The following is a 26988-nucleotide window of genomic DNA, read 5'->3' on the forward strand; positions in this document are numbered from 1 at the left end:
ATCCGCCGGCTGGAAAATCGTGCAATAAAACACGCAGCCGGCGCATTAATTCAGAGGAATATTGTCAGAAAGAATTTCACTTATCTTCAGACGTGAAAACCGTCGTCCTTTTGCGACGACGGATTAATTTCGCCACTCGCGCGAAATTAATATCAATCCTCAGAAGTAATCCCTCACGTTTTCCCGAATCCCCCGCCTGGCGTGCGATTGAGGCGTACGTACGTCCTCGACATTATGACCTGTCCCCGCTATTTCGTTACAGCTCGTTACGAAACAATATTAATGGTCATACAAGGTTATGTATCATACGTCCCCGGTGTCGGTATTAGATACCTTTTTACGCGAGCGTTATGAAGTAAGTTTGACCGGCATATTCGAAGTGGCTTGCTTTGGGCAATTAAAGCCCCGGTTAAACCGCTCGGCAAATGTCACCCGATTTATCGGTCTTCGACGAACGTTCTTTTCCTAGTCGCCTATCAATAACGTCAAGCACAATGTCCTTTTCCAAAAAAACCGTTAATTCCTTCTTCGAGCACACCGCCTCCCAAACCGAAAACCGCGTTTTCACGCGCCGCAAGTTCGTCACCGCGCTTGTCATGGGCGCCGGCACGGCGGCACTGGCCGCGTGCGGAGGCGGCAGCACCGACGACCTCGCCGCCACCGACAAACGCTGGCACCGCGCGTCGACCGCTTCAGGCGCGTCGGCGGCATCGAGCACCAGCGTGGCATCGTCGACGCAAGCGGCCGCGAGCACCTCGACCTCGGGCACCGTCGTCAACGCGAGCTCCTTCGGCGTGAAGGCCGACGGCGTGACCAACGACCGCGTCGCGCTGCAAAAGGCCATTGACGGCTCGGTGGGCAAGATTCTGCTGATCTCGGGCAAGGTGCGCATCGATGCGGCCGGTCTCGATCTGCGCTCCAATTCGCACCTGCGCTTCGCAAGCGGCGCGTCGATCAAGCTGCTCGCGCACAACACGGCGAGCTACCAGATGCTGCGCGTGTTCGACGTCGATAACGTTCAGATCGAAAACGCCACGCTCGACGGCAGCAAGGAGTTGAATTCGGCCACGAACGATCCGAACGACGGCGGCCAGGGCATGGGCATCTCGATTGCCGGCGGAACGAACGTGACGATCACCTCGCCGACTACCATCAACTGCTGGGGCGACGGCATCTACATCGGCAACTCGTATCGCACGGTCACGAAGGCGAGCAACGCGGTCATGATCACCAAGCACGTGGCCACGGGCTGCCGCCGTCAGGGCGCGACGATCACGAGCGGCAGCAACATCACGTTCGACTCGCCGACGTGGTCGACCATCGGCGGCACGATGCCTTCGGCCGGCCTCGACATCGAGCCGAACAACAACAACGCGGTGTTGCAGAACATCAAGATCATCAGCCCGACGACGAACAGCTGCCACTACGGCATCCTCGTGTACCTGGGCGCGTTCCCCGGACCGGTGGCGAAGGTCGTGTCGATCGACATCACGAACCACCACGACAACGCTTCGAACCACGTGGCGTACGCGGTCGGCGGCTTGCAACTGAACGGTCGCTCGGTCACGGGCCACATCAGCAGCGACAACCCGGTGTACACGCATTCGGCGCTCGGCTTCAGCAAGACGGACTGGGATAACGCCGGTCCGTCGGTCGAAGTGACGAACATGACGTACACCCGCTAAGCGGCAGCAGCCGTTGCCGTGGACAGAAGAGCCGCCTTTTTGCCGCGGCTCTTCTGTTTGTCGGCTGTTTCTGATTTCCACTCAGCGCCAACGCACTAAACTTCCAGGGAAATCTGCCGAAAACTTAAGGCATGGATGGTGCTCTAAAAGGGTGGCCCGATTGCGGTTTACCCGGGCACCGAATCATCTGGAGAGTGCATGAATTTCGCCACTACTGTCGGCACGATCGCGTTTTTTGCGGTCGTCGCTCTGGCCTTGCTGGCGCTGGCCGAAGTGCTGCTGCCGTCGCGGCGGCGCAGCCGCCGGAAACCGGAAAACGCGGAGGCGTCATCCGGAATGTTCGGCGGCATGCGTTCGCGGTTCCACAAGTCCGGGCCGCTGAAGCCGAACGAAGCGGCTCAGTCGTCGCGCTCGGGCCACTCCGACTGAAGGCGTGCAGTTTTTTCAAAGTCGGCCGGTCATCCCGTTCAACGCCACCCAAAGCTTCAATCGTCAGTCTGTCGTGTCGTGGGCAACAGCGAACGCACGTAATGGGACCAAAGCGGTGACCCAAGCGGCAACCAAAGCGTCGTTTCAGGCATTGAGCCTTTCCGCACGCGGGCCGCGCGGCATCGTGCGGGTTGTGCGGTACGTTTCCTCATAGCGGCGCCAGGTCGTGTCGATGGAAAACTGACGCTCTATCCGCTCGCGAGCCGCCTTTCCCAGCGCCGCGCGTGTCTCCTCACTCAGCGTCAGCATCGCGATGAGCGCCGTTGCAAGCGCGTCTGCGTCTTGCGGCGGAACCACGAACCCCGTTTCGCCGATGAGCCATTTCGTATCGCCCACGTCGGTCGCCACGCAGGGCACGCCGCAGGCCATCGCTTCTCCGACCACCGTCGGCAAGCCTTCGCTGCGCGACGACAGGCAGAAGACGTCGAGCGCCGCAAGTGTCGTTTGCGGTTCCGGCAACGCGCCGAGCAGCCGGCACGCCTGCCCGACGCCGGCCTCGCGCAAGCAAGCGACGAGTTCGCCGTTGCTCTCGTCGAGGCCGCGCCCGGCCATCACGAAGCGGCAATGCGGGAGCGCCTGAAGCACGCGGCGCATCGCGGCGATGAAATTCGGGTAGTCCTTCACCGGGTGATATCGCCCGACGATACCGATCACCGGCGCATCCGCGTCGAAGCCGAACGTGCGGCGCAAGGTCTCGCGCGCCTGCGGCATCGGTCTGAAGACATCCGGCTCGAAGCCGTTCGGAATCACCATCATCTTGGTCGCGCAATAGCCGCCGTGCGCGTGCGAACGCCTGGCCGCCTCGCCGCAGCAGATGATCGAATCCGGCACGCGCGCCGACAGCAGCGCGCACGCTCGCGTGACCCAGCGCGTCGTGCGGTTGCTGCCGGTCGAGCGCAAGTCGGTGTGGTGGATGCCCCATACAAGCGCGGGACGCGGCGCGCGCAAACCGCGCATCCGTCGCCAGGCGCTCGCGGCATGCACGGCGAGCCCGCCCATCAGATCGCCGTGATAAAGCCACGTCTGCACGACATCCGGATCCAGTTCGCCGAGCCAGCGGATCAGCGTCGCGAACTTGCGCGGACCGGGCGCACCGCGGCGCATGCCGAGGATGCGTACTTCGGCGCCCGCTTCGCGAATGCGCGCCGCCAGCGTGTCTTCGGACGAAAGCGAGATCACCGTATGCCGAACGCCGGTCCCGCGCGATGCGCGTATCAGCCGGTAAAGGAGCATCTCCGCGCCGTCGGCCGGCAGCGCCGTGATGATATGGACGATTTTCACGGCGCGATGTGAAGCGACGAAGGCGCGCGTTCCGGCGCGGGCGCGAGCGTGCGGTACACGCCGATGGTCTTGTCGAGCACGATGGCTTCGTCGAACTCGCGCAAGGCTTTGTCGCGAGCGGCAAGACCCAGCCGGCGCGCGAGCGCGCGATCGTCGTCGAGCAGGCGGATCGCGTTAGCGAGCGCCGTCGCATCGCGCACCGGCACCACGAGACCGTCCTCGCCGTTGCGACTGACGACTTCGCGGCAGCCGGGCGCGTCCGTCGTGATGAGCGGCAGCGCGCACGCCGCCGCCTCGATCAGCGATTTCGGCAAGCCTTCGCGATAGCTCGGCAGCACCATCACGTCGGTTTGCGCGAGCAGCGCGGGCATGTCGCTCACGTGACCGCGCCATTCCACGAGACCTTCGGCCACCCAGCCTTCGATGGTCGACCGCTCGATGGACGCCGGATTGCCCGCGTCCGGCATGCCCGCGAGCACGAAGCGGAGGGTGCGATGCTCGCGCTTGAGTACGCGCGCTGCTTCGACGAATTCGGCGATGCCTTTGTCCCACAACATGCGCGCGGCGAGTAGCACGCGCAGCGGTTCGGACGAGAGCGGTGCGTCGTCGGGCGGCGCCTTGAAGCGCGAGCAGTTCACCCCCGAGCCTTTGATGAGATGAATCGCTTTTTCGTCGACGAGGCGCGCGGTCTTGAACATCGTCACATCGTCGGGGTTTTGAAGAATGAGCGCGCAGTCGTCGCCATCGAGCGCGACGCGCAGCACGCGTCGAACGAGCGGGCGCAGCAGCCGCGCTTTGAGATCGCGGCTCGTGAACACATAGCCGAGGCCCGCCACCGAATTCACCCGTGCGGGCACGCCGGCCAGCTTCGCGCCGAGTGATCCGTACACCGCGCTCTTGATCGTGAAACCGTGCACCAGCGCCGCGTCCTCTTCGCGAAAGAGGCGGGCGAGCCATAACACCAACGCCAGTTCGCGGAACGGATTCAGACTGCGGCGGATCATCGGCACGGCGCGCCAGCGAAAGCCGAGTTCGCACAGCTTCGGCCCGTATTCGCCGGGCGGCGATATCAGCACGACTTCGTGACCCATATCGCGTAACCGGTAGGCCAGCGACAGGCGGAAGTTGTACAGATACCAGTCGGTATTCGCAAACAGGATGACTTTGTTCATGGCCTCGTCCCATGCAGCGTAGTTGTGCCCCGACGATTGCGGACGTTCGCGCTCTGCGGCGCGTGGATGCCGGCTGCCCGCACACCGACGCGCTCGAATAGCGCGTCCCAGAGCCTGAGAACTGCGTCGACCGAGTAACGCTCGCGCATCGACTGTGCGCCTTTGCGTCCAAGTTCAGCGCGCAGTCTTGCGTTGCCGAGCAGACGGGCCAGCGCGTCGGCGAGCGCGTCGCGGTCGTTCGGCGGCACGAGCAGCGCGTCTTCGCCGTTGCGCGTGATGTCGCGCGGGCCGCTGCGGCAATCGACCGCCACGGCGGGCACGCCGAGCGCCATGCTTTCGGCGAGCGCGAGCCCGAATCCTTCGAAGCGCGACGACATGGCGAACGCCTGCGCGCGCCGCATCTCCGCCCACGGATCGCTCGTGACGCCGGGCATGGAAATGCGTTCGCCGAGACCGAAGCCGTCGATCTTCGCCTGTAGCGATGCGCGCTCGGCGCCTTCGCCCCATATGGTCAGGTCCCACAGCGGGAAGCGCGGAGCAATCGCCGCGAACGCGTCGATGAGCAGTCCGTAATTCTTCTGCGGATGGAGACGCCCGAACGAAGCGAGGCGCATGCGTCCGTTCTCGGCCGCAAGCGCGCGCGGCCCGCACTCGCGGAAGAGTTCGGGCGGCAGCGGGTTCGGCATGACCGCCATGTGGCGCACGCCGGGAACCATCGCCCGAAAAGGCTCCACGACATTGTCGGTCAGGACCGTTACCGCGTCCGCGTGCGGATAGGCAAGACGAGTGGCGAGCCGCCAGAACCGCGAGCGGCCGTCGACGGACGGATCGTTGTGCTCGCACACGACGAGCGGCACGCGTTGCCTAAGCGACGCGAGAATGCCCGCGACGTTGACGTTATACAGAAAGCACACGACGACATCCGGCCGGCTCTCGGCGATGATCGCGCGCAGCGCGCGCTGGCGCTCCAGATAACCGAGCGCGCCGCCGCGCGGCTGCTTCACGCGGTCGGCCAGCCGCACGAAGCGCACTTTGTCCGACAGCGCATAGAAGCAGGGCGTGCTACGACGATACGTCGCGACCAGCGTGACGTTGTCGCCGCGCTCGCTCCACGCATTGACGAGCGTGGCCGCGACGCGTTCGGCGCCGCCGCTTCCCATCGAACTCACGAGCAGCGTGATGTTCATGTAACCAGATCTCCCGTGGGACGCGCGGGCGGCACGCGCCTCGCGACGATCATCGAAAGGCCGAAGACCGAAGCGTGCATCATGCCGGTTGCGAGCAGCACGCCCGGCATGCCGATCCAGCGCGTGAGCACGACGTTGGCCAGCACCTTCACGACGAAGGCGAGCGCCGTGACGACCGCCATGTCCTTGTAGCGCCCCTCGACGGCCAGGAGGTTCATCATCACCAGCGCCGCGAAATAGAAGGGCAACTGCACGAGCGAATAACGCATCAGCTCGGCGACGAGCAGCGTATTGCTCGCGGTGAACGCGCCGCGCTGAAAGAGCACCTGCACCATCCACGGCGCGAGCGGATAGGCAATCACGGCGCACACCGTCCCCGCGCCCAGCATCAGCACGGACCATTGGAACGCGGTCTGCCGCGCGCGCGTCACGTCGTCCTTGCCGAGAATGTCGGAGAGCACGGGCAGCGTGCCCTGCGCAATGGCGAGCGCGCCCATGCTGATCAGCAGGCCGAAGACGCGGTTCGCATAACCGAGCGTGGCGACGGCGCCATCGCCCAGATGCGCGACGAAGTATTGATCCAGCGCAGGCGAGCAGCACACCACGAGCTGGCCCAGCATGAAGACGCGCACTGCGCGATAGATGGGTTGCCAGCGCTGCGAACGGAACGTGAGCGAGAGGCGCGCGTAACGGCCTTCCACCTTGCCGCCGAGCGGCCAGACCACCAGCACGAATAGGGCATAGCCGAGCAGCGTGCCCCACATGAGCGGCACCATTGCGCTCTTTTCCGTCATGAACAGCACGAGCAGCAGCGTCATCACGGCGGGCAAGCCGTCGAGCAGCGTGCCGATATGGCGCTCTTTCGACTGCAAGCGCGTGCCGTACGCAGTCTCGATCATGATAAGTACCCCGATGGGCGCCATGACCAGCATCATCTGATGCGCCATCTCCCTCGTCTTCGCGGAGAGGCCGCCCGCCATGAATTGAAGCGCATACGGCCACACGAGATAAAGGATCGCAGTGAAGAGAATGCCGACGACGATTCCCCATGCCACCAGTTCACCGAGAAACTGCGCCTCATCTTCGGCCGACTGGCGGCGCAGATCCACGAACGCCGGAACGAGCACGATTGCGAACACCGCCGAGCATGCGGCCGGCAGCCACGAAACGAGCGTCAGCGTGATCTGATACGCATCCACGACGTGACTGATGCCATAGCGGTACGCGATGACCATTTCCTTGGCCGCGCCCGCGCATCGCCCGAGCAGGACGAAGACGGCGACGCGTGCCATCCCGCGCGCGGCGCGCAGGTGATCCGGGTGAAGCTGTAAAAGCCGTTCTCTCAGTGCCGCAAATTGTGAGATCAACGCAAGGGCCTCATGGTCCGCCGCCTGCGGCCGAAAGCGCCTGTGCGCTGATTGGCTCGCGGTCAGCTTGTTCTGAAAGGAAGCGGACATACCACGGCATGGCTCTCTCGATGCCATCCGCGAAAGCGACCTTGCGTCCGTAACCGAGCAGACGCTCGGCCTTGGAGACGTCGGCTTGCGAATGACGCACGTCGCCTGCGCGAAACGGGCCGTACTCCGGGTCCCGGCGGCTCGTAATGCCATGTCGGGCGAGCGCCCGCTTGAGTTCTTCGTATAACTGCTTGAGCGTCGTGCGGTCCCCGACCGCGACGTTGTACACCTGCCCCTTCGCCTCGCGCTCTGCCATCGCGGCAAGGATATTCACTTGCACGACGTTATCGACATAACAGAAGTCGCGGCTCGTCTCACCGTCGCCATTGATAGTGATGACTTCGTCTTCGATCAGCGCGGCGGTCCACTTCGGAATCACGGCCGCATACGCGCCGTCCGGGTCCTGACGCTTGCCGAAGACGTTGAAATAGCGCAGCCCCGTCGCGTGGAAGTCGTAGGTCCGCGCGAACACCGACGCATACAGTTCGTTCGCATACTTGGTCACGGCATACGGCGAGAGCGGCTGGCCGATGCGATCCTCGATCTTCGGCAAGCCCGGATGGTCGCCGTAGGTCGAACTCGACGCGGCGTACGTGAAGCTCTCGACGCCCGCTTCGCGCGCCGCGCACAGCATGTTGAGAAAGCCGCTCAGGTTGACATCGTGCGTCGCGATGGGATCGCGCACCGAACGCGGCACGGAACCGAGCGCCGCTTCGTGCAGCACATGATCCACGCCTTCGAGCGCCGCCTTGCAATCGCCGGGATGGCGGATATCGCCTTCGATGAAGCGAAAGCGCTGCCACTGCCGCTCGTCGACGAGGCTGCGCACTTCGTCCAGATTGCGCCGGTGCCCGGTCGCGAAGTTGTCGAGGCCGACCACGCGTTGATCGAGCGCCAGCAAGGCTTCGAGCAGGTTCGAGCCGATGAAACCGGCCACTCCGGTGACAAGCCACGTCTGCGGCTTCTTGCGCAACGCTTCGCATACGGATTCGTATCGGTCGAGGTCAAGGTCGGAGTCGGGCATGGTCGTTCTCTGTGAAGGCGTCACAGACGCAGGTCGCTGGCGTCGGCCGGAAGCACGTATTTCAGGTCGTACACCACATGCTGGTCCTTGCCGAGCGCATGCAGCGCGTCAGCGCCCATCTCCGCGAACTGACGATGCGATACCGCCACGATGATCGCGTCGTACGCGCCTTTCGAAGGTTCCTCGATGGGCTGAATGCCGTACTCGTGATACGCGTCTTCGCGCGAGATCCACGGATCGTAGACATCGACGTTCGTGCCGTATTGCTGCAGCTCCGTGACGATATCCACCACGCGCGAGTTGCGCATGTCCGGGCAGTTCTCCTTGAACGCGAGGCCCATCACCAGCACGCGCGCGCCGGGAATGTAGATACGCGCCCGGGTCATCGCCTTCACGAGTTGCGAGACCGCGTAGGTGCCCATGCTGTCGTTCAGGCGCCGCCCCGCGAGAATGATCTCGGGGTTGTAGCCGATGGATTGCGCCATGTGCGTCAGATAATAGGGATCGACGCCGATGCAGTGGCCGCCGACGAGCCCCGGCCTGAAGTTGAGGAAGTTCCACTTGGTGCCGGCCGCAAGGAGCACGGCTTCGGTGTCGATGCCCATCTTGTTGAAGATGATCGACAGCTCGTTCACGAGCGCGATGTTCACATCGCGTTGCGTGTTCTCGATGGCCTTCGCCGCTTCCGCCACGCGAATGCTGCCCGCCTTGTGCGTGCCCGCGGTGATGATCTGCCGATACAACTCGTCCACCGCGTCCGCGACTTCGGGCGTCGAGCCGGAGGTCACCTTCTTGATGTCGGGCAGGCGATGCAGCTTGTCGCCCGGATTGATGCGCTCAGGACTGTAGCCGGCGAAGAAGTCCACGTTGAAGCGCAGGCCCGACACGCGTTCGAGCACGGGCACGCATTCTTCTTCCGTGACGCCCGGATACACGGTCGATTCGTAGATCACGACATCGCCGGGTTTCAGCGCCGAGCCGATGGTTTCGCTCGCGCGCAGCAGCATGCCGAGATCGGGGCGCTTGTGCCGGTCGATCGGCGTCGGCACCGTGGCGATGAAAACGGTGCAGTCCTTGAGCGCTGCGGGATCGTCGGCGAAGACGAGCGATTTTGCGGCGCGCAGTTCGTCGTCGGGGACTTCGAGGGTCGCGTCGTGGCCTTCGCGCAGCGAGTCGATGCGATGGCGGTTCACGTCGAAGCCCACGACTTCATGATGCTTGCTGAACTCGACGGCGAGGGGCAGGCCGACATAGCCGAGCCCGATCACGGCGATCTTCTGGTCAGTAAGCGAACGCATGACGGTTTCTCCAGTCTCTAAGCAACGCGTGGGGTCGGATGGTGCCTGGCGGTTCGTCTGCTGCGGCCCCACGGCGCGGGACCGGGCGAGCTTATTCGGGTGCGGACTCGTAGTTGTGCGCCACATAGGCGCTGCTGCCGTAGCGGCCCGCGAGCGCCTTGTTCGCCGTATGCAGCGAGACGCCGTTGAGCAGCACGCCGGTCACGCGCGCGCCCGTCTGGTTCAGCCGCTTCATCGCCTCCTTGATTTCGCCGACGCGCGTGCGTCCATACAGCGAAACGAGGAAGATGGTGCCGGCCGCCGGAGCGATCGCGCCTGCGTCCGACACGGCGAGCACGGCCGCGGCGTCCACCAGCACGATGTCGTAGCTTCGCGACGCTTCTGCGATCACCTCGCGATACTTCGAGTTCAACAGCAGCTCGGCCGGGCTCGCCGGATACGGTCCGCCTTGCAGCACATCGAGATTGGGCAGCACGTTGCGTTGCACCGAGCCTTCGAAGGTATGCGTGCCGAGCAGGATGTTCGCGAGCCCCGGGCCCGGCTGAATGCCGAACTGCCGATGCAGATAGCCTTTGCGCAAGTCGGCATCGATCAGCAGCACGCGCGTGCCGCCCGATGCGAGCACCGTGGCGAGATTCGCGGACAAGAACGACTTGCCGACGCCCGGCAGCGGCCCGGCGATCATGACGACGTTGTTGCGCGCGCCGACCAGCGAGAACTGGAGCGCCGAGCGCAGAATGCGCAGCGCTTCGACCGTCGGGTCCTTCGGGAACTGAGCGGCGAGCACCGCCTGACGCGGCGACGTGCCGTTCACGACGCTGGAGAGCGCTGGCTGACGCGCGCTCTGCGGAATCGTCGCGAATACGCTCAGACCGGTTTCGACTTCGATCTCCTGCGTATCCGTGACGCCGCGGAAGATGCGGTCGAGCAGCATCGCGAGGCCCACGGCGGCAAAGAGGCCGAGCGCGAGCGCGACGGCGAACGCGAGCCATTTGATCGGCTTGACCGGCAGTTCGGGCACGTCCGCCGTGTCGATCAATTGAACCGACGCGGCCTTGCCTGCCTTGATGAGCATCATCTCTTCGATGTTGTTGCGCAACGCCGTGTAGAGGTCGGTGCTCACCCGGACGTTGCGCAGGAGGCGCAGCGCGCCTTGCTCTTCCATCGGCATGGAACGCGTGCGGTCGTTCAGCTTCGAGAGAAACTGCTCGGTCGCGGCGATCTGCTTGTCGATCGCGACGATTCGCGGGTGCGCGCTCGAAAACGTCGTGGAGAGCTCGTCGCGCGAATGGCGCAAGGTGAGGAGCTGCGCGCTGGTGTCGGCGGTCTGCTTGAGCAGCAGGCGGTTCGCTTCATCCGTATCGAGCAGCGAATTCCTGTCGCGGTAAGTGTTGTACGCGTTCTCCGCGTCTTCCATCTGACGCTTGAGCACCGGCAACTGGCGTTGCAGGTAAGTCAGCGAATTCTCCGCGATGACGGCCTTGCGGTCGCCATTGAGCCGCACGTACTGCCGGCCGATCTCGTTGATGGTCGCGGCCACCTGCACGGCGTCGGCGCTTTCGAGCGTCGCCTTCAGCACGCTCGATTTATTACCCTGCTCGCTGATCTTCATCTGACTCTGGATCGCGTCGATGGTCAGCTGACGCGAGTAGTGCACGACCTCGAAGCCGACGCCCGGATTGCCCCGCAGCGCCGTGACGAGCAGGCGCACCGGTCCTTTCGGCGTCTGCACGAGCAACACTTCGCCCACGGTGCCGATGACCGGCGTGCCGAGCGCGGGATTGCTCAACTCGTACTGTCCGTCCTTGCGCGCCGTCAGCGTGAACTTGCTGCCTTCGAGCTGGCGCGGCACGTCGAGGTCGGGCACGGTGATGGATTCGTCGCCCCACGCGTAATCGCCGAAGCCGAAGAGGCCCGGCTCCGACAACTCGCCGTTGTGATGCGAGAAGCGGTTGCCGAAAATCGGCAAGCGCCGCGGCTCGGCGCTGATGTACAGCTTGAGCGCGTCGACCGCCCGCGAGACCACGAGCTTCGAGCCGAGCACCTGCATTTCGCCTTCCGCCGAGGAGCGATCGTCGAGCGTCGGCAGCATGTTGCTCAGCGGATCGCCGGGGCGCGAATTCGATACGTCCTTGTTGTCTTCGACCTTGATCAGAATCGCGGATCGATAGATGGGCGGGCTCAGATACGCGTAAGCCGCGCCGAGCAACAACGCGAAAAGCACGACCACCGTGATCAGCACGCGGTGATTGATCACCGTGTCGATTAAAGAGGCAAAAGGAATCTCGTCGTCGGTTTCGGTAGCGGCTTCGTCGGACGTTTTAGTTCTGGCAATCATATTCAGCAGTTCCGGGCGCTTATGGTCGGTTCAGACAGAGACGGCGGACTTCTGCAGCGGGATGCTCCGAGTGAGTTTCTAAGGAAGACAGATGAATGTTCCGTGTGCGCTTGAGAGAAATTGCGCGTGACGCAACCGTATCAGTCTGCATTTCACGGGTATGCGCGGAACCCCACACTCCGGCCTGCGGGTATATCGGACGGCGAATCAAATTGCCTGAGGAATATAGAAGAACGCTCGCAGCTAGTTAATTCGGGTTACTAATGCAAGCGTCTTAGAGTCGGTGTTTATACGGACGCCGTATCCATCTAATGAATCGAACGTGAATTGCATGTTCTTATGACTCGCGTATTAATCGAGTCGACTATTTCGCAATAAAGCCGGTTTTGTTCGAACGCTTAAAAGAACGATAATGCGAAAGCTTCGTCGGAAGAATGGACGGTGGCAGAAAGGCTCGATGTACTAATAGAGACCCGGCCCCGGAAGCCCCGGTTGCCTGCGTCCGCTCGTGGCTTTAGCATGCGAAGTCCCTAACGCCGATCCCTAGCCGCCATGCACATCGCCATTCTCACCTTCGAAGGCTTCAACGAACTCGACTCGCTGATCGCGCTCGGCATACTCAATCGCGTCAAGAAGCCGGACTGGACCGTGTCGATCGCGAGCCCGTCGGCGGAAGTGCGCTCGATGAACGGCGTCGTGCTGAAGGCGCAGGCATCGCTGGAAGACGCGGCCGCTGCCGATGCGGTCATCGTGGGCAGCGGCATGCTGACGCGCGAAGTCGTCGCCGACGCGAGCCTGATGGCGCGGCTCGCGCTCGATCCCGCGCGGCAGCTCGTGGGCGCGCAGTGCTCGGGCACGCTCGTGCTCGCAAAGCTCGGCTTGCTGCAAGGCGTCCCGGCGTGCACCGATCTCACGACGAAGCCGTGGGTGCAGGAAGCGGGCGTCGCGATCCTGGAGCAGCCGTTCTTCGCGCGCGGCAATGTCGCGACGGCGGGCGGCTGCCTTGCATCCCAGTATCTGGCGGCGTGGGTCATTGCGCGGCTCGCGGGCGTCGATGCGGCGCAGAGCGCGCTCCACTATGTCGCTCCGGTGGGCGAAAAGGACGCCTACGTGGATCGCGCGATGACCAACGTGACGCCGTACCTAGACGCGGCGAGCGTTGTCGCATGAGCGCTTTCCCCGGTCGATAGCCCCTCAAGCCCGTTAAACATCTGCCGAAAAAAGCGGTATAACCGATTGCGCGGCGCGTCGGTTATGCGTTACAACGAAATGACCGTCAGCGGCCGCAATGCTGACGAGGCAGCCGCGCGAACGGGGCGACGCGGCAATCATTTGGAGATGGGGACATGAGGGTTCGGGCGACGGTGTTGCTGGTTCGCCAACATGCAGTGCTGCTGGTGAAGGAACGGGGCGGTCCGTGGTTTCTGCCGGGCGGCGAAGTCGGTCACGGCGAGCTGGCGATGAGCGCGGCCATCAGGGAGCTCTACGAGGAGACCGGCGCGGAGGCAAGCGCAGCGGCGTTTCTGTGGCAGCACGTGTCGGCGCACCACGTGCATCACGTCTATCGCGTGGCGATTCCGGCCGACGCCCGTCCGCATGCGAACTATCGCGCAGGCATCGACGAAGTACGCTGGGTCGAGCTTTCGCAGCTCGCGGCCATGCCGGTCACGCCGGGCACGCGCGCCATTCTGAATCGCGCGGCCGGCGGCGGCACGACGCGTTCGTCGTGGCGCGACATCGGCTCGGCGCCGGGGGCGTCGGCGGGGTTCTGAGGGGCAAAAGCCGCGTGGCGCGGCTTGCGCTACGATCGCCACTGGCGCGCGGCCGGATTGCAGCGGGATTCCGGCCGGATTGCAGCCGGATTGCAGCCGGATTGTCTCCGCGCCGCGGAGACAATCGGCCAGCGCGGTGCTGCGCCAGATCGCCGATTCCGACCCTCACCCTATGAGCGACCTCATTCCTTCTTCGCTTCTCGACGAAGTCCGCCGGCTGATCGATGCCGCCCGCGAACGCGCGGCGGCCGCCGTCAACGCCGAACTCACGCTGCTCTACTGGCAGATCGGCAGCCGGGTACGCACCGAAGTGCTGCGCGGCACGCGCGCCGAATATGGCCGGCAAGTGGTCGCGACGCTCGCGCGCGAACTCGGCGCCCGCTACGGACGCGGCTGGAGCGAAAAGCAACTGCGGCACTGCATGCGGCTCGCGGAGATTTTCCCGGACGAGCAGAGTGTCTCCGCAGTGCGGAGACAATTGAGCTGGACGCATCTCAAGACCCTGATCTATATCGACGATCCGCTCAAGCGCGATTTCTACATCGAGCTTGCGCGCGTCGAGCGGTGGTCGTCGCGGCAAATGCAGGAGCGCATCAATTCGATGCTGTTCGAGCGCAGCGCCATTTCGCGCCAGCCCGAAGCCGCCATTGCGCATGACATTGCCGCGATGCGCGACGAAGGGCGCATGGAACCGGCGGCGCTTCTAAAAGACCCGTACGTGCTCGACTTTCTCGGGCTGAACGACCATTACCTCGAAAAAGACCTCGAAGACGCGATTCTCCGCGAGATGGAACAGTTCCTTCTGGAACTCGGCGCGGGCTTCACGTTCGTCGCGCGTCAGAAGCGCCTCCAGATCGACGACGACGACTTCTACATCGACCTGCTGTTCTACAACCGCAAGCTCAAGCGCCTCGTCGCCATTGAACTGAAGCTCGGCGCGTTCAAGGCAGAATACAAGAGCCAGATGGAACTCTATCTGCGCTGGCTCGCGAAGCACGAGCAGGAACCGGACGAGTTGCCGCCGCTCGGCATCATTCTGTGCGCGGGCAAAAAGCAGGAGCAGATCGAGCTGCTGGAATTGAACAAAAGCGGCATTCACGTCGCGGAATATCTGACGGTGCTGCCGCCGCGCGAGACGCTCGAAGCGAAGCTGCATCAGTCGATTCAGGCCGCGCGGTCGCGCCTTCTCACGCAGGAGCCGGATTGAAGCGGTGCTTCATCCGACGAAAGCGGGGCGCGAGCGCCAAGTTGTTGGATAATCCTATCTTTCGTCTGGCAAGTCGTTGCCCGATGCCTGTAATTCGAGGCGCCTATGTTCACAGAAGCAGACAACATCACCGATGAAGAGATTTTCTCGACCGTTCAACGCCTGACCGACGCCGGTCGTCCGGTATCGCCCGTGACGGTCTGGTCGGAACTGCGTCGCGGTTCCATCGTATCCATTGCCGCCGCGCTCGAACGCTGGCGCGACGCCCGGCAGCCCGCGCCGCCGGCCGCGCAGCCTTCGGCCGAGATGCCGCAGGAACTGGCCGACGCGCTGATGAGCGCGGCGCATCGGCTGAGACAAGCATCGTGGGACGAGGCGCATAGCGCGGGCGCGCACCGTGCCGACATGCTCGGGCAACGCCTCCAGACGGCGCTTGCCGAGCGTGACGAGGCGCTCGCCGTCTACCAGCAGACCGAGGGCGACGCGGCGAACAGCCGCCGGCAGCTGGAAGAGCTAATGCACGCGCTGCGGGCATCGGAAGAAGCGGTCGCGCGTCTGCAGAATCAACACAATGCCGCGAACGAGCGCGCCGAGGCCGCCGAAGCGCGCGCCGGCGAACTCGCGCAGCGCGTGTCCGCGCAGGACGCCGAACTGAGCACGGCGCGACTGTCGCTCGACGAGGAGCGCAAGGCGCGCGAAGCCGTGAGCGCCGACCTCGCGAACAAGAACGAAGAGCTTGCGCGTATCGCTCACGAGCGCGACGAAGCGCGGCAGCATCACGCGGCGAGCTCGCAGGAAGTCGAGCGTCTGTCGCAGGAGGCCGGCACGGCGTCGGCGCGCGCCGAGACCGCGACCGCGCAGGCGAACGAAGGCGCCGCGCGCATCGCCGCGCTCGAAGCGGAACTGGACGCGGCGCGTCACGCGCTCGCCAGCGAACGCGAAGCCGGCGCGGCGCGAGAAGCGGAAGCCTCGGCCCGCGACGAAGCATTGCAGCGCGCGACGCGTGAACTCGACGAAGCACGCGCGAAGATTGACGAGAACCAGACGCGCATGTCGGCGCTGGAGTCGGAACTCGCGGCACAGCGCGAGGCAAGCGCGGCGGCATCGGTCGCGCACGAAGCGTTGCAGCACGCGACTCGCGAACTGGACGAAGCGCGCGCCAGTATCGACGAGAGCCAGAACCGCATCGCGGCGCTGGAGTCCGAACTGATGGCAGAGCGCGAGGCGAGGGCGCAGCACAGCGCAGCGGCATCCACGGCGCAGGAAGCGTTGCAGCAGGCCACGCGCGAACTGGACGAAGCTCGCGCCCAGATCAACGACAGCCACGCGCGCATCGCGGCGCTGGAATCCGACTTGTCGAGAGAGCGCGAGACGAGCGCGGCGCAGAGCGCGCAGGCATCCACGGCGCAGGAAGCGTTGCAGCAGGCCACGCGTGAACTGGACGAAGCACGCGCCCGCATCGACGAGATCACGCAGGAGAAGCACGTCGCGCAAAGCGAACTGGCGCGCGTCACGCAGGAAGCCGCCGCCGCCGTCGCCCGCGCCGACGAAGCGCAGCAGCACGCGGCGTCGCTCACGCAGCAGCTTGCCGAGCGCGAGAAGAGCGAGGCCGCCATGCGCGACGAACTGCGCGACCACAAGATCGCGTTGCAGACGGCGGGCGCGGCCAAGGAAGAGGAAATCGCGGCATTGCAGCGCCGCATCTCCGCGCAGGCGCAGACGCATTCGAAGGCCTATGACGAGCTTCGCGGCAACGCAGAGCAATGGGTCACGTATGCGCGCGACCTGAAGCAGCGGCTCGACGTGGCGAACGAGAAGATCCTCTTCATCGACGCGCGCAGCACCGGCGAGGTCGCGTTGTTGCGCCGGCTCTCAACGGAACTGGAGCGCCTGAAGCCGGATCACGAACTCGTGTTCCGCGAGGCGCAGCAGAAAGTGATCGGCGAAAAGATCGCGCAGCAGCTTGCGCAGAAGGGCTATCGATACGATCCGACGACGGCCGTCATGTCGAAGATAGAAGGCTAAACGCGCCGCGTGTGGGCGCACCGCTTCAACTGATCGGAGCGGTGCGCGCGTTTCATCACCGCGATGAGGCTTTTGCAATGCAAACGGAACGCAGCGGCCTGGCAGAGATATACCGCGACTACATCGCGTGCCTGAACGAGCAGAACTGGCCGATGCTCGGCGCGTTCGTTCACGATGACGTGATCCACAACGGCCAGTCCATCGGGCTCGCCGGCTATCGGGCGATGCTCGAACGCGACTTCGCGCAGATTTCCGATCTTCGCTTCGATATCCGCCTGCTCGCCGCCGATCCGCCTTTCGTCGCGAGCCGCTTGTGGTTCGACTGCACGCCGAAGCATGACTTCATGGGCCTGCGCATCGACGGCAGGCGCGTTTCGTTCGCGGAGAACGTGTTCTACGAGTTTCGGGAGCGCAAGATCGCGCAGGTCTGGTCCGTGATCGACAAAGCCGCGATCGAAGCGCAACTTTCAACCGCTGCTCCCTTGCCATGATCGACGCTTCCTGTCATTGCGGCGCCATCCGATTCACACTCGACGCTCCGCCCGCCGAAATCAACGAATGCCAGTGTTCGCTCTGCCGCCGCTACGGCGCGCGATGGGCGTATTACCCGTTGCCGGCTGTCCGCTTCGCGCCCGATTGCGGCCCGACCGACATCTACATGTGGGGCCCGCGCCGGCTGCAGTTTCATCGCTGCACGCAGTGCGGGTGCCTCACGCACTGGCGCGCCGTGGACGTGAATCGCCCGGTCATGGGCATCAATACGCGGATGATGCCGCGCGAAGCCGTCGCCGGCGCGCGCGTGTTTCACGGCGGCGAGGCCGCCGAATAGCCGATGCGAGCGATCAATCGATCTGCTTTTGCCACACGGCGAGCACGCTCGCGCAGAGCGCAACGCCGATCAGAAAATAGAAGCCATCGAGCGAACTCAGAAAGCTCGCCTGTTGCGTGACGATGCGTCCCACTTCCGCGAGCGCCAGGCTCTTCGCCTGCTCAGCGCCGTAGCCGAGCGCCGCGAAACCGCCAGTCAATTTCTCGTACGTGTTCTGGAACAGCGGATTGAATGCGCTCACGGATTCCGCGAGCCGCGACTCGTGCACGGCCATGCGATGCTGCTCCAGAATGATCATGGTCGCGGTCGAGAACGAATACGTCAGTTGCTTGACGATATTCTTGAAGCGGTAGCCGTGGTTGAATTCCTCGATCGCGAAGAGGCGAAAGGTGACGTTCGCCACCGGCAGCGCGATGAAAAGCAGCAACAGGCCGCGCAGCACAAGCGGCGCGACGAGCCACTGCATGCTGACATCGGGCGGCATGCTCGACATCCACAACCCGACGAACGCCGCTAGCAGAAAGCCCGGCACGATCATCCATTTCTTGTGCGTGATGCGCGCGGAAAAGCGGAAATAGACGAACGCCATCACGACCGAGAACAGCGACGAAAGCCCGACGAGCCGCCCGGCGTTTTCCACCGGATAGCGCAGGCCGCCTTCGAGAAAGCGCGACACGAGATAACTCATCGCGTTGCTGACGTAATAGAACGCGATGTACAGCGCGATGCCCGCACGGAAGGACTTCTCGCGCAGCGCATGCAGCCGAAGCAGCGGCTGCGGATGATGCCACTGATGCCACACGAACCAGCCGAGCGACAGCACCCCGGCGACTGTGAGCACGATGAGTTCGGGCGATGTGCTGAACAACTCGAAGCGCACTTGCTGCATCACGATCTGCAACGCGCCCTGCGCGAACGCGAAGGTGATGTACGGCCAGAAGTGCGCCTCGCCGCGCTGCTCGCGCTCTACGTGGCCCGTATGCGGCACCGCGAGCAACGCGAACACGCCCATCGCGACGCCGCCCGCCGCGCCGCATGCGAAAAGCGCGCGCCAGCCGAGCCACGCGACGACATATCCGCCGATCAGCGGCGCGAGTCCGCTGCCAAGCAGGATCATGAGAAGGAAGTAACGCACCGCAGTCGCTCGCCGTTGCGACGTGATCTGCGTCTGGATGAGGATGCGGCACGCGCTCATCATCGGGCCGATGAAGTAGCCCTGAAATCCACGGGCGAACGCCAGTTCCAGCGACGATTCCGACGCGGCTGCCGCCACCGCGCCCGCCGCGAACAGCAGCAGGCATCCGCCGACGTAGCGCCGGTAGCCGAGCCGCTCGATCCACCATTGTTGCTGGAGAATGCCAAGAACCGAGGCGACGGCATACGCGCTCGATGCCCACACGAGTTCGTCTGCCGATGCGTTGATGCCGCCCGCGATATAGCTCGTGAAGAACGAAAAGACCGCGTTGTCGAAGTAGTCGAGGCCGGTGGCGAGCGCAATCGCCCACGGAAAGGCGTCGTCGAGAAGGCGCGACGCGAACGAGCTTCGCGCAAGCGGCACGGCGGTCATTCGGCGGCGTCCTCGCTGCCCTCGCTGCCCTCGGTCTTGCGCCGCTGCCGCGCAGCCAGCCTTTCCTGAAAGAGCGTTTCCTGTTTTTCGCCGGCGATGCGCCGCCGGATGTAGTCGAGGTCATCGCTCAGTTCGGCGCGCACGGCCTGCGCCTCTTTCAGCTCGCGCCGGACCCCGGCGATGCGCGCGTCGAGCGCATCCACCTGCTGCGCGAGCGCCGCTTCGATTTCGCGCAGCGATTCGCTGGAATAGCCTTTGCGTCCGTCGCCCATGGGTTCGACCGGCCGCTTCAGCAATTCGACGATGCCTTGCAGCGAGAAGCCGAGCGCGCGAAGCCGCAGAATGCGCGCGAACCGTTCGAGGTCCTGCTCGCTGTAAAGCCGGTAACGTCCAACGCTACGGCTCGGCGCGACGAGGCCGCGCTCCTCGTAGTACTTGAGCGTGCGAGGCGTGACGTTCAGACGCTCGGCGGCGTCGCGAATGGTGAGCAGCGCGGGTTTGCTGGAAGACATGACGGCGAGCGCCCGGAATGGGAGACTTGCCGCGGATTATAGCGCAAACCTGTACGTTCACGTTCACGTTGAGCCGGCGCGTCCGAAAGAGGGCGCGATGATAGACTTGACCCGACTCCGAGGCTTTCCGCGACGCAAATGACCGACATACAGCAAAGACAGAAAGGCATGAAACGTTTTTCGATGATCCGGGATTTCCACCTGGCCGACTGGTTCACGCTGGGTAACGCGATCTGCGGCACGGGCGCGCTCTTCTCGACGATGAGCTACATCGACGACGCGGAAGTCCTGCACATCTATCTCGCGTGCGCGCTGGTGTTCGCGGCGCTCGTGTTCGATGTGCTCGACGGCCGCATCGCGCGCTGGCGTCAGAAGGCGTCGCTCCTCGGCAAGGAACTGGATTCGCTCGCGGACGTGATCTCGTTCGGCGTCGCGCCCGCCATCATCGGCTATGGATTCGGCATGCGCGGGCTGTACGACCGCGTGGTGCTGGCGTACTTCGTTGCTTGCGGCGTGTCACGGCTCGCGCGCTACAACGTGACCACAGAGGAAATGTCGGGCGGCAGCGGCAAGGTCACGCACTTCGAGGGCACGCCCATCCCGACATCGTTCGCCATCGTGCTGATGCTTGCGGTGGCCGCCTGGTCCGGCGCGCTCGGGCCGAACATGTGGTTCGGCGAATGGCGCATTGCGGGCTTCACGCTGCATCCGCTCGTGCTGGTCTACGCGCTCTCCGGCTCGCTCATGATCAGCCGTATCCGGATTCCGAAGCCCTAGCGTCCTGCCGCGTCTATCAAGTTTCGCCCAGCACCGCCGTATACCTGTGGATGAAAGGCGCCCCCGCACGGGTAAGTGCCGCCCAGACGCCGAGGCTCGCCGCGCTTTGCACGCGGCATTCCCCGCGCGGCCGACGGGATTCTGACGAACCCGTCTCACGAGCTCATCCACGCAATGCCATTCATCCGCAAGACTGCGGGCCTTGCCTGCGCCATCGCGTGCGCATGCGCCGGCCTCGCGACCCTTTCGCCGCCAGCGCGCGCCGACGACGCGCCGGAAGCGCCGAACGTGCCGCTCACGGGCGGCAAGCTGCTGCTGACGGGCGGCGTATCGCAAGTCGAAGGCGCGGCCGGCGGCGGCCTCGCGCCGTGGGCCGTCATCGGCGGCTACGGCACCGCGCGCCAACTCGGCGCGAACGTTCACGGCACGTATCTCCACACGCAGGACTACGCGCTCGGCACGTGGGGCCTCACGGTCGGCGTGGCGAACCGCGTGGAACTGTCGCTCGCGCGTCAGCGGTTCGACACGCGCGAAGCCGGCGCGAAGCTCGGCTTGGGCGAGAACTACACCTTCAACCAGAACATCTTCGGCGTGAAAGTGCGCCTGCTCGGCGACGCCGTGCTCGATCAGGACACGTGGCTGCCGCAGATCGCGGCCGGCGTGCAGTTCAAGCACAACGAAGAGGGCGGCGTGCTGAAGGCGATCGGCGCGGCGAGCAATTCGGGAACCGACTTCTATCTCTCGGCGACCAAGCTGCTGCTCGCGCAAAGCCTGCTGCTCAACGGCACGTTGCGCTTCACCAAGGCGAACCAGTTCGGCCTGCTGGGCTTCGGCGGCGACAAGTCGAATGCGTATCACCCGGAATTCGAATCGTCGGTGGCGTATCTGCTGACGAAGAAGATCGCCATTGGCGGCGAATACCGCATGAAGCCGAACAATCTCTCGTTTGCGCGGGAGCAGGACGCGTACGACGCGTTCATTGCGTGGGCGCCGAACAAGCACATCTCACTGACGGCGGCGTATGTCGCGCTCGGCGATATCGCGACGATCAGGAATCAGCGCGGGCCGTACGTTTCCTTGCAGGCGGGGTTCTGATGAGGACGACGATGATCCTTCGCCATGCCGCGCTCGCCGCGTGCGCGTTCGCAGCTCTCAGTGGCACCGCTCAGGCCGGCGACGACATGCTCTATCGCCAGTTCGGGGAACAGGCCGGACTCACGCGAATCGTCGATGATCTGTACGACAACGTGCTCGCCGATCCGCGCACCGCGCCTTACTTCGAGAACGCGCCCATCAAGCGCATCAAGACCAAGCTCGTCGAGCAGTTCTGCGTGCTGCTCGGCGGCCCGTGCGAATACACCGGCCGCCCGATGCGGCGCACGCACGAAGGCCAAAACATCGACCGCGCCGCGTTCGACGCGCTCGTCGAAGACTTGCAGGCCGCGATGGACAAGAACGGCGTGCCGTTTCACGCGCAGAACAAGCTGCTCGCGAAACTGGCGCCCATGTACCGCGACGTACAGGACCGCGAATGACACCCCGCTTCGTTATCTCTTCCCTGCTGTCGGCGATGGCGCTCATCGCGGCCTGCGCGCACGCGGCGAGCGTTCACGTGCAAGTCGTCGATCAGGCGGGCGCGCCCGTGCCGGACGCCATCGTGTATGCGGTGCCGGCAAGCGGCAAGCTGCCCGCGACGAAACCGGCCAGCGCGGTCATCGATCAGGTGAAGCGCCGCTTCGTGCCGCTCGTGTCCGTGGTGCAGACGGGCGCATCGGTCACGTTTCCGAACAAGGACAACATCGAGCACGACGTGTATTCGTTCTCGCCGGCCAAGCGCTTCGAGTTGAACCTGTACCACGGCATTCCGGGCGCGCCGGTCGTGTTCGACAAACCCGGCCTCGTCGTGATGGGCTGCAATATCCACGATGCGATGGTCGCGTATTTGCTAATCGTCGAGACGCCGTATTTCGCGAAGACCGACGCGAAAGGCGCAGCCACCATCGACAACCTGCCGGCCGATGCATACAAGCTGACCGCGTGGCATTTCCGCCAGGCCGATGCGAACGCGCAGCCCACGCAGAAGTTGAGCGCGGTTTCCGACGCGACGGCGAAGTTCTCACTGCAACTGAAGGCCGCCGAATAGCATGCGCCTGCACAGCCTGCGGGCGCGCATCGCGCTGGTGTTCGTGTTGCTGATGCTCGTCGCGCAGGCGGCGGCGTACGTCGTCATCAATTCGGTGATTCTGAAGAACGCGCACCAGAACGCCGAGGAACAGTTGTCGGTGGCCGAGCGCGTCTTCGGGCAAGTGCTGCGCGGCAACAGCCAGCAGTTGACGCAGGCGGCGAGCGTCGCGGCGTCCGACTTCGGTTTTCGCGAGGCGGTCGCGACGCACGACAGCAAGACGGTCGCTTCCGCGTTGCAGAATCACGGCGACCGCATTCACGCGGATATCGTGATGCTCGTCGATCTCGACGGCACGCTCGTTGCCGACAGCGGCGGCGCGGCGCATCAGGGCGCGGCGTTCCCGTTCCCGCATCTCATCAAGACGGTGGCGCAAAAGGGCGACGCGTCGTCCTTCGGCATGATCGGCGGCAAGGCGTATCAGCTCGTCGCGGTGCCGGTGAAGGCGCCTATCGTGATCGCGTGGGTCGTGATGGGCTTCGCGATCGACGACGCGCTCGCCCGCGAAATGAGTTCGCTGACATCGCTCGATGTGTCGTTCCTGACCGTCGACAAACGCGGCGCCTGGGGCGTGCTCGCGAGTTCGCTGCCTGAAGCGGCGCGGGCGCGCCTCAAGAATCAGGCGCAGCTCGCCGAGGATGGCTACGCGACGCGCGTGCTTCATCTGCACTCTGAAGGCGAGACCGTCGCGGTGTTGCTGGAACGTTCGCTCAGTCAGGCGCTCGCGCCGTTTCATCGACTGCAATCGGCGCTGTTGCTGATCACCATGCTGGGCGTGATCGTGTCGATTGCGGGCAGCATGCTAATGGCGCGCTCGGTCACGCGTCCGCTCGCGGCGCTCGCGCAGTTCTCGCGGCGCGTCGGACACGGCGATTACAGCGCGGCGATCGACGTGCGCCATCAGGATGAAATTGGCGAACTGGCGAGCGCGTTCAATCAAATGCAGGAAGGCATTGTCGAGCGCGAGCGCCGCATCACCGAACTCGCCTACATGGACCGTCTCACCGGCCTGCCGAATCGCGCGCTCTTCAACGACCGGCTGCAAGAGGCGATCGTGGCGGCGCGCGTAGAAAGCCGCGCGTTGTCCGTGATGATGATGGACCTCGACCGCTTCAAGCTCGTGAACGACACGCTCGGGCATCCTATCGGCGACATGCTGCTGCGCGAAGTCGCGAAGCGCCTGCGCGCCTCATTGCAGCGTCCGGCGGATACGGTCGCGCGTCTGGGCGGCGACGAGTTCGCCGTGCTGCTGCCCGCCGACGATCTGCCGGCGGCGCGCGTGATCGCCGCGCGCATGCTTCGCGCGCTCGAAGAGCCGATCATGATCGAAGGCCAGCTCGTCGACGTGGGCGCGAGCATCGGCATCGTCGCGTTCCCGGACAACGGCAGCGACATGAACGTGCTCTTGCGCCGCGCCGATATCGCGATGTACGTGGCCAAGCGCGCGAACCTCGGCTATGCGCTCTACGACGAGCGGCACGACGAGAACAGCGCCGAACGCCTATCGTTGATGAGCGAACTGCGGCAGGCCGTCGAGCACGATCAGCTGACGCTCTACTATCAGCCGAAGATCGATCTGGCGACGCATCGCGTGAAATATGTCGAGGCGCTGGTGCGCTGGGATCATCCGACGCGCGGGTTCATCGCGCCGGACCAGTTCATTCCGTTCGCGGAGCAGACCGGCTATATCAAGACCGTGTCGCGCTGGGTCGCGAACAAGGCGATCGCGCAGTGCGCGGCGTGGCAGGCGCAAGGTATCGAGCTCGCCGTGTCCGTCAACGTCTCGGCGCGCGAGTTGATCCAGTCGACGCTGCCGGAGACGTTCCAGAGCCTGCTTGACCGGCACGGCGTGGCGCCGCAGTGGATACGCGTCGAAATCACCGAAAGCGCCATCATGGACGATCCGAATCACGCCATCGAGACGCTCGACCGTCTGCACGCGCTCGGCATTCGTCTGTCCATCGACGACTTCGGCACCGGCTATTCGTCGCTGTCGTATCTGAAGCGCATGCCCGTGGACGAGCTGAAGATCGACAAGTCGTTCGTGATGGGCATGACGCATCACAAGGACGACGAGACCATCGTGCGATCGACCATCGACCTCGGGCATAACATGGGGCTGAAAGTGGTCGCGGAAGGCGTCGAAAACGAAGCGACGATGCAGTGCCTGCGCGCGCTCGGCTGCGACCTCGCGCAAGGCTTTCACCTGAGCCGGCCGCTGCCGCCCGCCAAGCTCATCGACTGGCTCGACCACTGGCGCATGCAGAGCAGCGTCGAAACCGAACCGTCGCTGCCCGCCTGAATCGCGTTCCATGCCCGGCATAACGATGATTAACCATCGGGCATGCCACCTTCGCAACACCGCGTGCGCAAGCGTTTAGAACTCATTCTATGGACGGCAGGCCGCGCATTTGCGATGCGATCCGCATGCCGCATCACTGCCTCTCCGAAAGCCCCGCTGCGCCAAAGGTCTGCATGCTCGATTTAAGGGGGCAGGGTTTTCGACATCGTTCTATATGACCGAAATTGCCGCGCCTTTATCGTTCAATGCAAGTCACGGCCACATGGATGCACGGATCATTGTCGATAGACGGACGCTTGCATCGTATCGCCGTGACGACCTCGCAGAGCGCGCTTATCGCGTTCCTGCGACGCTCGCCGACCAGCCGGGCTAACGGTTGAAAACTGCGCGAGTCAGTTGATGAGGAGGCCATTCGGCCTGTCGGGAGAGGTTAAGGATGGGAAAGACAAAAATCGCCGTCGTCGACGATCATCCGCTCGTGCTGTGCGGACTTCAGAAGACACTGGAGAGCGCGGACTTCGATGTACTGGGCGCAGTCACGAGTCCGGCGCAATTGCTGAAACTGCTGAGCGACGAGCCATGCGATGTGGTCATCACCGACTATTCGATGCCCGGCGACCGGGCGCTCGACGGCTGGCGTTTTCTCGCTTCCGTCTCCAGCCAGTTCCCGGAGACGCGGGTTCTCGTTTATACGGAGTTCGATGACCCGTTCCTTGTGGGCAGTCTCGTGCAGCGGGGTGTCGCGGGGATCGTGAGCAAGCGCGACGAGATGCAGGAAGTGCTTGCCGCGGCGCGCAGTCTCGCGCAAGGCGAGCGTTATCTGTCGCCCATCGCCCGGGCGTCGCTGGAACGCTTCGGTGAGTTGCCGCAATACAAGCGATTCATGGCGCTCACCCGCCGTCAGATGGAAGTGACCGGTCTCATGCTCTGCGGTCTCACTGTCTGCGAAACGGCCCGTCTGCTCGACCGGCGCGTCAACACCATTAGCGCGCAGCGCAGCGAAGCATGCAGGCGGCTCGGCTTCTCGGGCGAGTGGGAGATGTACCGTTTCGCGGTCGGACATGGCTTGTGGCTGGATCGCTCGACAGCCGGGAACGAGCTTTGGCCCGCGTGACGGGGGGCGTGCGTAAGCGTCGCCCGAGTCAGTTTTGGTTGGAGGCGACGGCGAAATTGCCGTCTGAATGGAGAACATAATAATGCTGAAAAAAAAGATCAGCGTCGCGATCGTCGACGATCATCCCCTCGTGGTATGCGGACTGCGTAACGCACTCGAAACCGCCGGTATCGAAGTGATTGGGGCCGTTAGTTATCCTTCTGAATTGATTGAGCTGCTGAATCGCGAGCATTGCGACGTCATCGTCACCGACTATTCGATGCCGGCCGGCGGCGCGCTCGACGGCTGGCGTTTTCTCTCTTCCGTTTCGGTCAAGTATCCGCACCTGCCGGTTCTCGTCTATAGCGAGTTCGACGATCCGTTCCTCGTCGGCACGCTGGCCCAGCGCGATGTCGCGGGCATCGTGAGCAAGCGCGAAGAAATGTCGGTCGTGGTAAACGCGGTGCGCGACCTGGCGATGGGCAAGCATTATCGATCGCCCGTGGCGATGTGCGCGCTCGCGCAGTTCAACGCGGAGCCGGACCTGCGGCGCTTCGCGGCGCTCACGCGGTGGCAAATGGAAGTCACGGGCCTCATGCTATGCGGCATGGGCGTCGTCGAGACGGCTCGGCTCTTCAGCCTCGGCAAGAGCACGATCAGCGCGCGGCGCGTCAAGGCATGCAGACAGCTCGGCTTTTCGCGCGAGGCGGAGTTGCATCGCTTCGCGGTGGACCGGGGATTGTCGCTGGACCGCTCGCGCGCGGCGCGCGACGTGCATTACATCTAGCGCG

The 26988-nt window shown here is 64.2% G+C and carries 24 protein-coding genes; 15 read left to right on the top strand and 9 right to left on the bottom strand.

Annotated elements, in window-relative coordinates:
• Positions 1 to 494 precede the first annotated feature (494 nt).
• Together NCR37_RS21135 and NCR37_RS21140 are read left to right on the top strand one after the other, a co-directional pair.
• On the top strand, positions 495 to 1685 hold the full coding sequence (locus NCR37_RS21135) for a glycoside hydrolase family protein (protein WP_250474780.1): 1191 nt from the start codon (positions 495 to 497) through the stop codon (positions 1683 to 1685).
• A 198-nt stretch (positions 1686 to 1883) separates the two neighbouring features.
• Complete coding sequence (locus NCR37_RS21140; protein WP_250474781.1) at positions 1884 to 2114, top strand: hypothetical protein; 231 nt, start codon at positions 1884 to 1886, stop codon at positions 2112 to 2114.
• 144 nt (positions 2115 to 2258) lie between these two features.
• Here NCR37_RS21140 and NCR37_RS21145 read toward each other — a convergent pair whose 3' ends face one another.
• The 7 genes from NCR37_RS21145 to NCR37_RS21175 all read right to left on the bottom strand — a co-directional run bounded on the left by NCR37_RS21145 (position 2259) and on the right by NCR37_RS21175 (position 11931).
• On the bottom strand, positions 2259 to 3455 hold the full coding sequence (locus NCR37_RS21145) for a glycosyltransferase (protein ID WP_250474782.1): 1197 nt from the start codon (positions 3453 to 3455) through the stop codon (positions 2259 to 2261).
• A complete protein-coding gene (locus NCR37_RS21150; protein ID WP_250474783.1) occupies positions 3452 to 4627 on the bottom strand; it encodes a glycosyltransferase family 4 protein in 1176 nt (391 codons plus the stop codon). Before NCR37_RS21150 ends, NCR37_RS21145 begins: the two co-directional genes overlap by 4 nt.
• Positions 4624 to 5814, bottom strand: coding sequence for a glycosyltransferase family 4 protein (locus NCR37_RS21155; RefSeq protein WP_250474784.1), 1191 nt, complete (start codon positions 5812 to 5814; stop codon positions 4624 to 4626). Before NCR37_RS21155 ends, NCR37_RS21150 begins: the two co-directional genes overlap by 4 nt.
• Positions 5811 to 7106, bottom strand: a complete 1296-nt coding sequence (gene murJ / locus NCR37_RS21160) for a murein biosynthesis integral membrane protein MurJ (protein WP_250474785.1) — start codon at positions 7104 to 7106, stop codon at positions 5811 to 5813. The genes NCR37_RS21155 and murJ overlap by 4 nt, the downstream gene beginning before the upstream one ends.
• 85 nt (positions 7107 to 7191) lie before the next feature.
• On the bottom strand, positions 7192 to 8295 hold the full coding sequence (locus NCR37_RS21165) for an SDR family oxidoreductase (RefSeq protein WP_250474786.1): 1104 nt from the start codon (positions 8293 to 8295) through the stop codon (positions 7192 to 7194).
• 20 nt (positions 8296 to 8315) lie between these two features.
• Positions 8316 to 9593, bottom strand: coding sequence for a Vi polysaccharide biosynthesis UDP-N-acetylglucosamine C-6 dehydrogenase TviB (gene tviB, locus NCR37_RS21170; RefSeq protein WP_250474787.1), 1278 nt, complete (start codon positions 9591 to 9593; stop codon positions 8316 to 8318).
• 91 nt (positions 9594 to 9684) lie between these two features.
• Positions 9685 to 11931 carry a polysaccharide biosynthesis tyrosine autokinase gene (locus NCR37_RS21175; RefSeq protein WP_250474788.1) on the bottom strand — a complete coding sequence of 749 codons (2247 nt, stop codon included), beginning with the start codon at positions 11929 to 11931 and terminating at the stop codon, positions 9685 to 9687.
• Between the two features lie 552 nt (positions 11932 to 12483).
• Between NCR37_RS21175 and NCR37_RS21180 the strand changes: the two genes are divergently transcribed.
• The 6 genes from NCR37_RS21180 (at position 12484) to NCR37_RS21205 (ending at position 17764) form a co-directional block, all read left to right on the top strand.
• Positions 12484 to 13101, top strand: a complete 618-nt coding sequence (locus NCR37_RS21180) for a DJ-1/PfpI family protein (protein WP_250474789.1) — start codon at positions 12484 to 12486, stop codon at positions 13099 to 13101.
• A 176-nt stretch (positions 13102 to 13277) separates the two neighbouring features.
• Positions 13278 to 13703, top strand: a complete 426-nt coding sequence (locus NCR37_RS21185; RefSeq protein WP_248324568.1) for an NUDIX domain-containing protein — start codon at positions 13278 to 13280, stop codon at positions 13701 to 13703.
• 172 nt (positions 13704 to 13875) lie between these two features.
• Positions 13876 to 14910, top strand: a complete 1035-nt coding sequence (locus tag NCR37_RS21190) for a PDDEXK nuclease domain-containing protein (protein ID WP_250474790.1) — start codon at positions 13876 to 13878, stop codon at positions 14908 to 14910.
• Positions 14911 to 15015: 105 nt separating this feature from the next.
• Complete coding sequence (locus NCR37_RS21195; protein ID WP_250474791.1) at positions 15016 to 16935, top strand: DNA-binding protein; 1920 nt, start codon at positions 15016 to 15018, stop codon at positions 16933 to 16935.
• Between the two features lie 77 nt (positions 16936 to 17012).
• Positions 17013 to 17426: an ester cyclase gene (locus tag NCR37_RS21200; RefSeq protein ID WP_250474792.1), complete on the top strand. Its 414-nt coding sequence runs from the start codon at positions 17013 to 17015 to the stop codon at positions 17424 to 17426.
• On the top strand, positions 17423 to 17764 hold the full coding sequence (locus NCR37_RS21205) for a GFA family protein (protein WP_250474793.1): 342 nt from the start codon (positions 17423 to 17425) through the stop codon (positions 17762 to 17764). The genes NCR37_RS21200 and NCR37_RS21205 overlap by 4 nt, the downstream gene beginning before the upstream one ends.
• A 13-nt stretch (positions 17765 to 17777) precedes the next feature.
• Here the strand turns inward: NCR37_RS21205 and NCR37_RS21210 are convergent, their stop codons facing one another.
• Complete coding sequence (locus NCR37_RS21210) at positions 17778 to 19331, bottom strand: MFS transporter (RefSeq protein ID WP_250474794.1); 1554 nt, start codon at positions 19329 to 19331, stop codon at positions 17778 to 17780.
• The gene (locus NCR37_RS21215; protein ID WP_250474795.1) at positions 19328 to 19843 is read right to left on the bottom strand and encodes a MerR family transcriptional regulator; all 516 of its coding nucleotides are present in this window, start codon (positions 19841 to 19843) and stop codon (positions 19328 to 19330) included. Before NCR37_RS21215 ends, NCR37_RS21210 begins: the two co-directional genes overlap by 4 nt.
• 168 nt (positions 19844 to 20011) lie before the next feature.
• Between NCR37_RS21215 and pssA the strand changes: the two genes are divergently transcribed.
• From pssA to NCR37_RS21250, 7 genes are all read left to right on the top strand, one after another.
• Positions 20012 to 20620 carry a CDP-diacylglycerol--serine O-phosphatidyltransferase gene (pssA, locus tag NCR37_RS21220; protein WP_250474796.1) on the top strand — a complete coding sequence of 203 codons (609 nt, stop codon included), beginning with the start codon at positions 20012 to 20014 and terminating at the stop codon, positions 20618 to 20620.
• 174 nt (positions 20621 to 20794) lie between these two features.
• A complete protein-coding gene (locus tag NCR37_RS21225) occupies positions 20795 to 21715 on the top strand; it encodes a DUF3034 family protein (RefSeq protein ID WP_250474797.1) in 921 nt (306 codons plus the stop codon).
• An 11-nt stretch (positions 21716 to 21726) separates the two neighbouring features.
• Positions 21727 to 22155: a group I truncated hemoglobin gene (locus NCR37_RS21230; RefSeq protein WP_250474798.1), complete on the top strand. Its 429-nt coding sequence runs from the start codon at positions 21727 to 21729 to the stop codon at positions 22153 to 22155.
• Complete coding sequence (locus tag NCR37_RS21235) at positions 22152 to 22763, top strand: methylamine utilization protein (RefSeq protein WP_250474799.1); 612 nt, start codon at positions 22152 to 22154, stop codon at positions 22761 to 22763. Before NCR37_RS21230 ends, NCR37_RS21235 begins: the two co-directional genes overlap by 4 nt.
• 1 nt (position 22764) lies before the next feature.
• Positions 22765 to 25104, top strand: a complete 2340-nt coding sequence (locus NCR37_RS21240; RefSeq protein WP_250474800.1) for a putative bifunctional diguanylate cyclase/phosphodiesterase — start codon at positions 22765 to 22767, stop codon at positions 25102 to 25104.
• Positions 25105 to 25540: 436 nt separating this feature from the next.
• Positions 25541 to 26218 carry a response regulator gene (locus NCR37_RS21245; RefSeq protein ID WP_250474801.1) on the top strand — a complete coding sequence of 226 codons (678 nt, stop codon included), beginning with the start codon at positions 25541 to 25543 and terminating at the stop codon, positions 26216 to 26218.
• An 82-nt stretch (positions 26219 to 26300) separates the two neighbouring features.
• Complete coding sequence (locus NCR37_RS21250; RefSeq protein WP_250474802.1) at positions 26301 to 26984, top strand: response regulator; 684 nt, start codon at positions 26301 to 26303, stop codon at positions 26982 to 26984.
• The last annotated feature ends 4 nt before the right edge of the window (positions 26985 to 26988 follow it).

This window comes from Caballeronia sp. GAFFF1 (assembly GCF_023630705.1).
Taxonomy (GTDB): Bacteria; Pseudomonadota; Gammaproteobacteria; order Burkholderiales; family Burkholderiaceae; genus Caballeronia.

What these genes read in the sequence shown, in the direction of transcription:
- NCR37_RS21210 (WP_250474794.1), bottom strand. Translation starts at nt 19,331, where the DNA reads ATGACCGCCGTGCCGCTTGCGCGAAGCTCGTTCGCGTCGCGCCTTCTC.
- NCR37_RS21185 (WP_248324568.1), top strand. Translation starts at nt 13,278, where the DNA reads ATGAGGGTTCGGGCGACGGTGTTGCTGGTTCGCCAACATGCAGTGCTG.
- NCR37_RS21240 (WP_250474800.1), top strand. Translation starts at nt 22,765, where the DNA reads ATGCGCCTGCACAGCCTGCGGGCGCGCATCGCGCTGGTGTTCGTGTTG.
- tviB (WP_250474787.1), bottom strand. Translation starts at nt 9,593, where the DNA reads ATGCGTTCGCTTACTGACCAGAAGATCGCCGTGATCGGGCTCGGCTAT.
- NCR37_RS21250 (WP_250474802.1), top strand. Translation starts at nt 26,301, where the DNA reads ATGCTGAAAAAAAAGATCAGCGTCGCGATCGTCGACGATCATCCCCTC.
- NCR37_RS21180 (WP_250474789.1), top strand. Translation starts at nt 12,484, where the DNA reads ATGCACATCGCCATTCTCACCTTCGAAGGCTTCAACGAACTCGACTCG.
- NCR37_RS21175 (WP_250474788.1), bottom strand. Translation starts at nt 11,931, where the DNA reads ATGATTGCCAGAACTAAAACGTCCGACGAAGCCGCTACCGAAACCGAC.
- NCR37_RS21195 (WP_250474791.1), top strand. Translation starts at nt 15,016, where the DNA reads ATGTTCACAGAAGCAGACAACATCACCGATGAAGAGATTTTCTCGACC.
- NCR37_RS21140 (WP_250474781.1), top strand. Translation starts at nt 1,884, where the DNA reads ATGAATTTCGCCACTACTGTCGGCACGATCGCGTTTTTTGCGGTCGTC.
- NCR37_RS21245 (WP_250474801.1), top strand. Translation starts at nt 25,541, where the DNA reads ATGGGAAAGACAAAAATCGCCGTCGTCGACGATCATCCGCTCGTGCTG.
- NCR37_RS21150 (WP_250474783.1), bottom strand. Translation starts at nt 4,627, where the DNA reads ATGAACAAAGTCATCCTGTTTGCGAATACCGACTGGTATCTGTACAAC.
- NCR37_RS21155 (WP_250474784.1), bottom strand. Translation starts at nt 5,814, where the DNA reads ATGAACATCACGCTGCTCGTGAGTTCGATGGGAAGCGGCGGCGCCGAA.
- NCR37_RS21200 (WP_250474792.1), top strand. Translation starts at nt 17,013, where the DNA reads ATGCAAACGGAACGCAGCGGCCTGGCAGAGATATACCGCGACTACATC.
- NCR37_RS21225 (WP_250474797.1), top strand. Translation starts at nt 20,795, where the DNA reads ATGCCATTCATCCGCAAGACTGCGGGCCTTGCCTGCGCCATCGCGTGC.
- NCR37_RS21135 (WP_250474780.1), top strand. Translation starts at nt 495, where the DNA reads ATGTCCTTTTCCAAAAAAACCGTTAATTCCTTCTTCGAGCACACCGCC.
- NCR37_RS21165 (WP_250474786.1), bottom strand. Translation starts at nt 8,295, where the DNA reads ATGCCCGACTCCGACCTTGACCTCGACCGATACGAATCCGTATGCGAA.
- NCR37_RS21230 (WP_250474798.1), top strand. Translation starts at nt 21,727, where the DNA reads ATGATCCTTCGCCATGCCGCGCTCGCCGCGTGCGCGTTCGCAGCTCTC.
- NCR37_RS21190 (WP_250474790.1), top strand. Translation starts at nt 13,876, where the DNA reads ATGAGCGACCTCATTCCTTCTTCGCTTCTCGACGAAGTCCGCCGGCTG.
- pssA (WP_250474796.1), top strand. Translation starts at nt 20,012, where the DNA reads ATGAAACGTTTTTCGATGATCCGGGATTTCCACCTGGCCGACTGGTTC.
- NCR37_RS21215 (WP_250474795.1), bottom strand. Translation starts at nt 19,843, where the DNA reads ATGTCTTCCAGCAAACCCGCGCTGCTCACCATTCGCGACGCCGCCGAG.
- NCR37_RS21235 (WP_250474799.1), top strand. Translation starts at nt 22,152, where the DNA reads ATGACACCCCGCTTCGTTATCTCTTCCCTGCTGTCGGCGATGGCGCTC.
- NCR37_RS21205 (WP_250474793.1), top strand. Translation starts at nt 17,423, where the DNA reads ATGATCGACGCTTCCTGTCATTGCGGCGCCATCCGATTCACACTCGAC.
- murJ (WP_250474785.1), bottom strand. Translation starts at nt 7,106, where the DNA reads ATGGCACGCGTCGCCGTCTTCGTCCTGCTCGGGCGATGCGCGGGCGCG.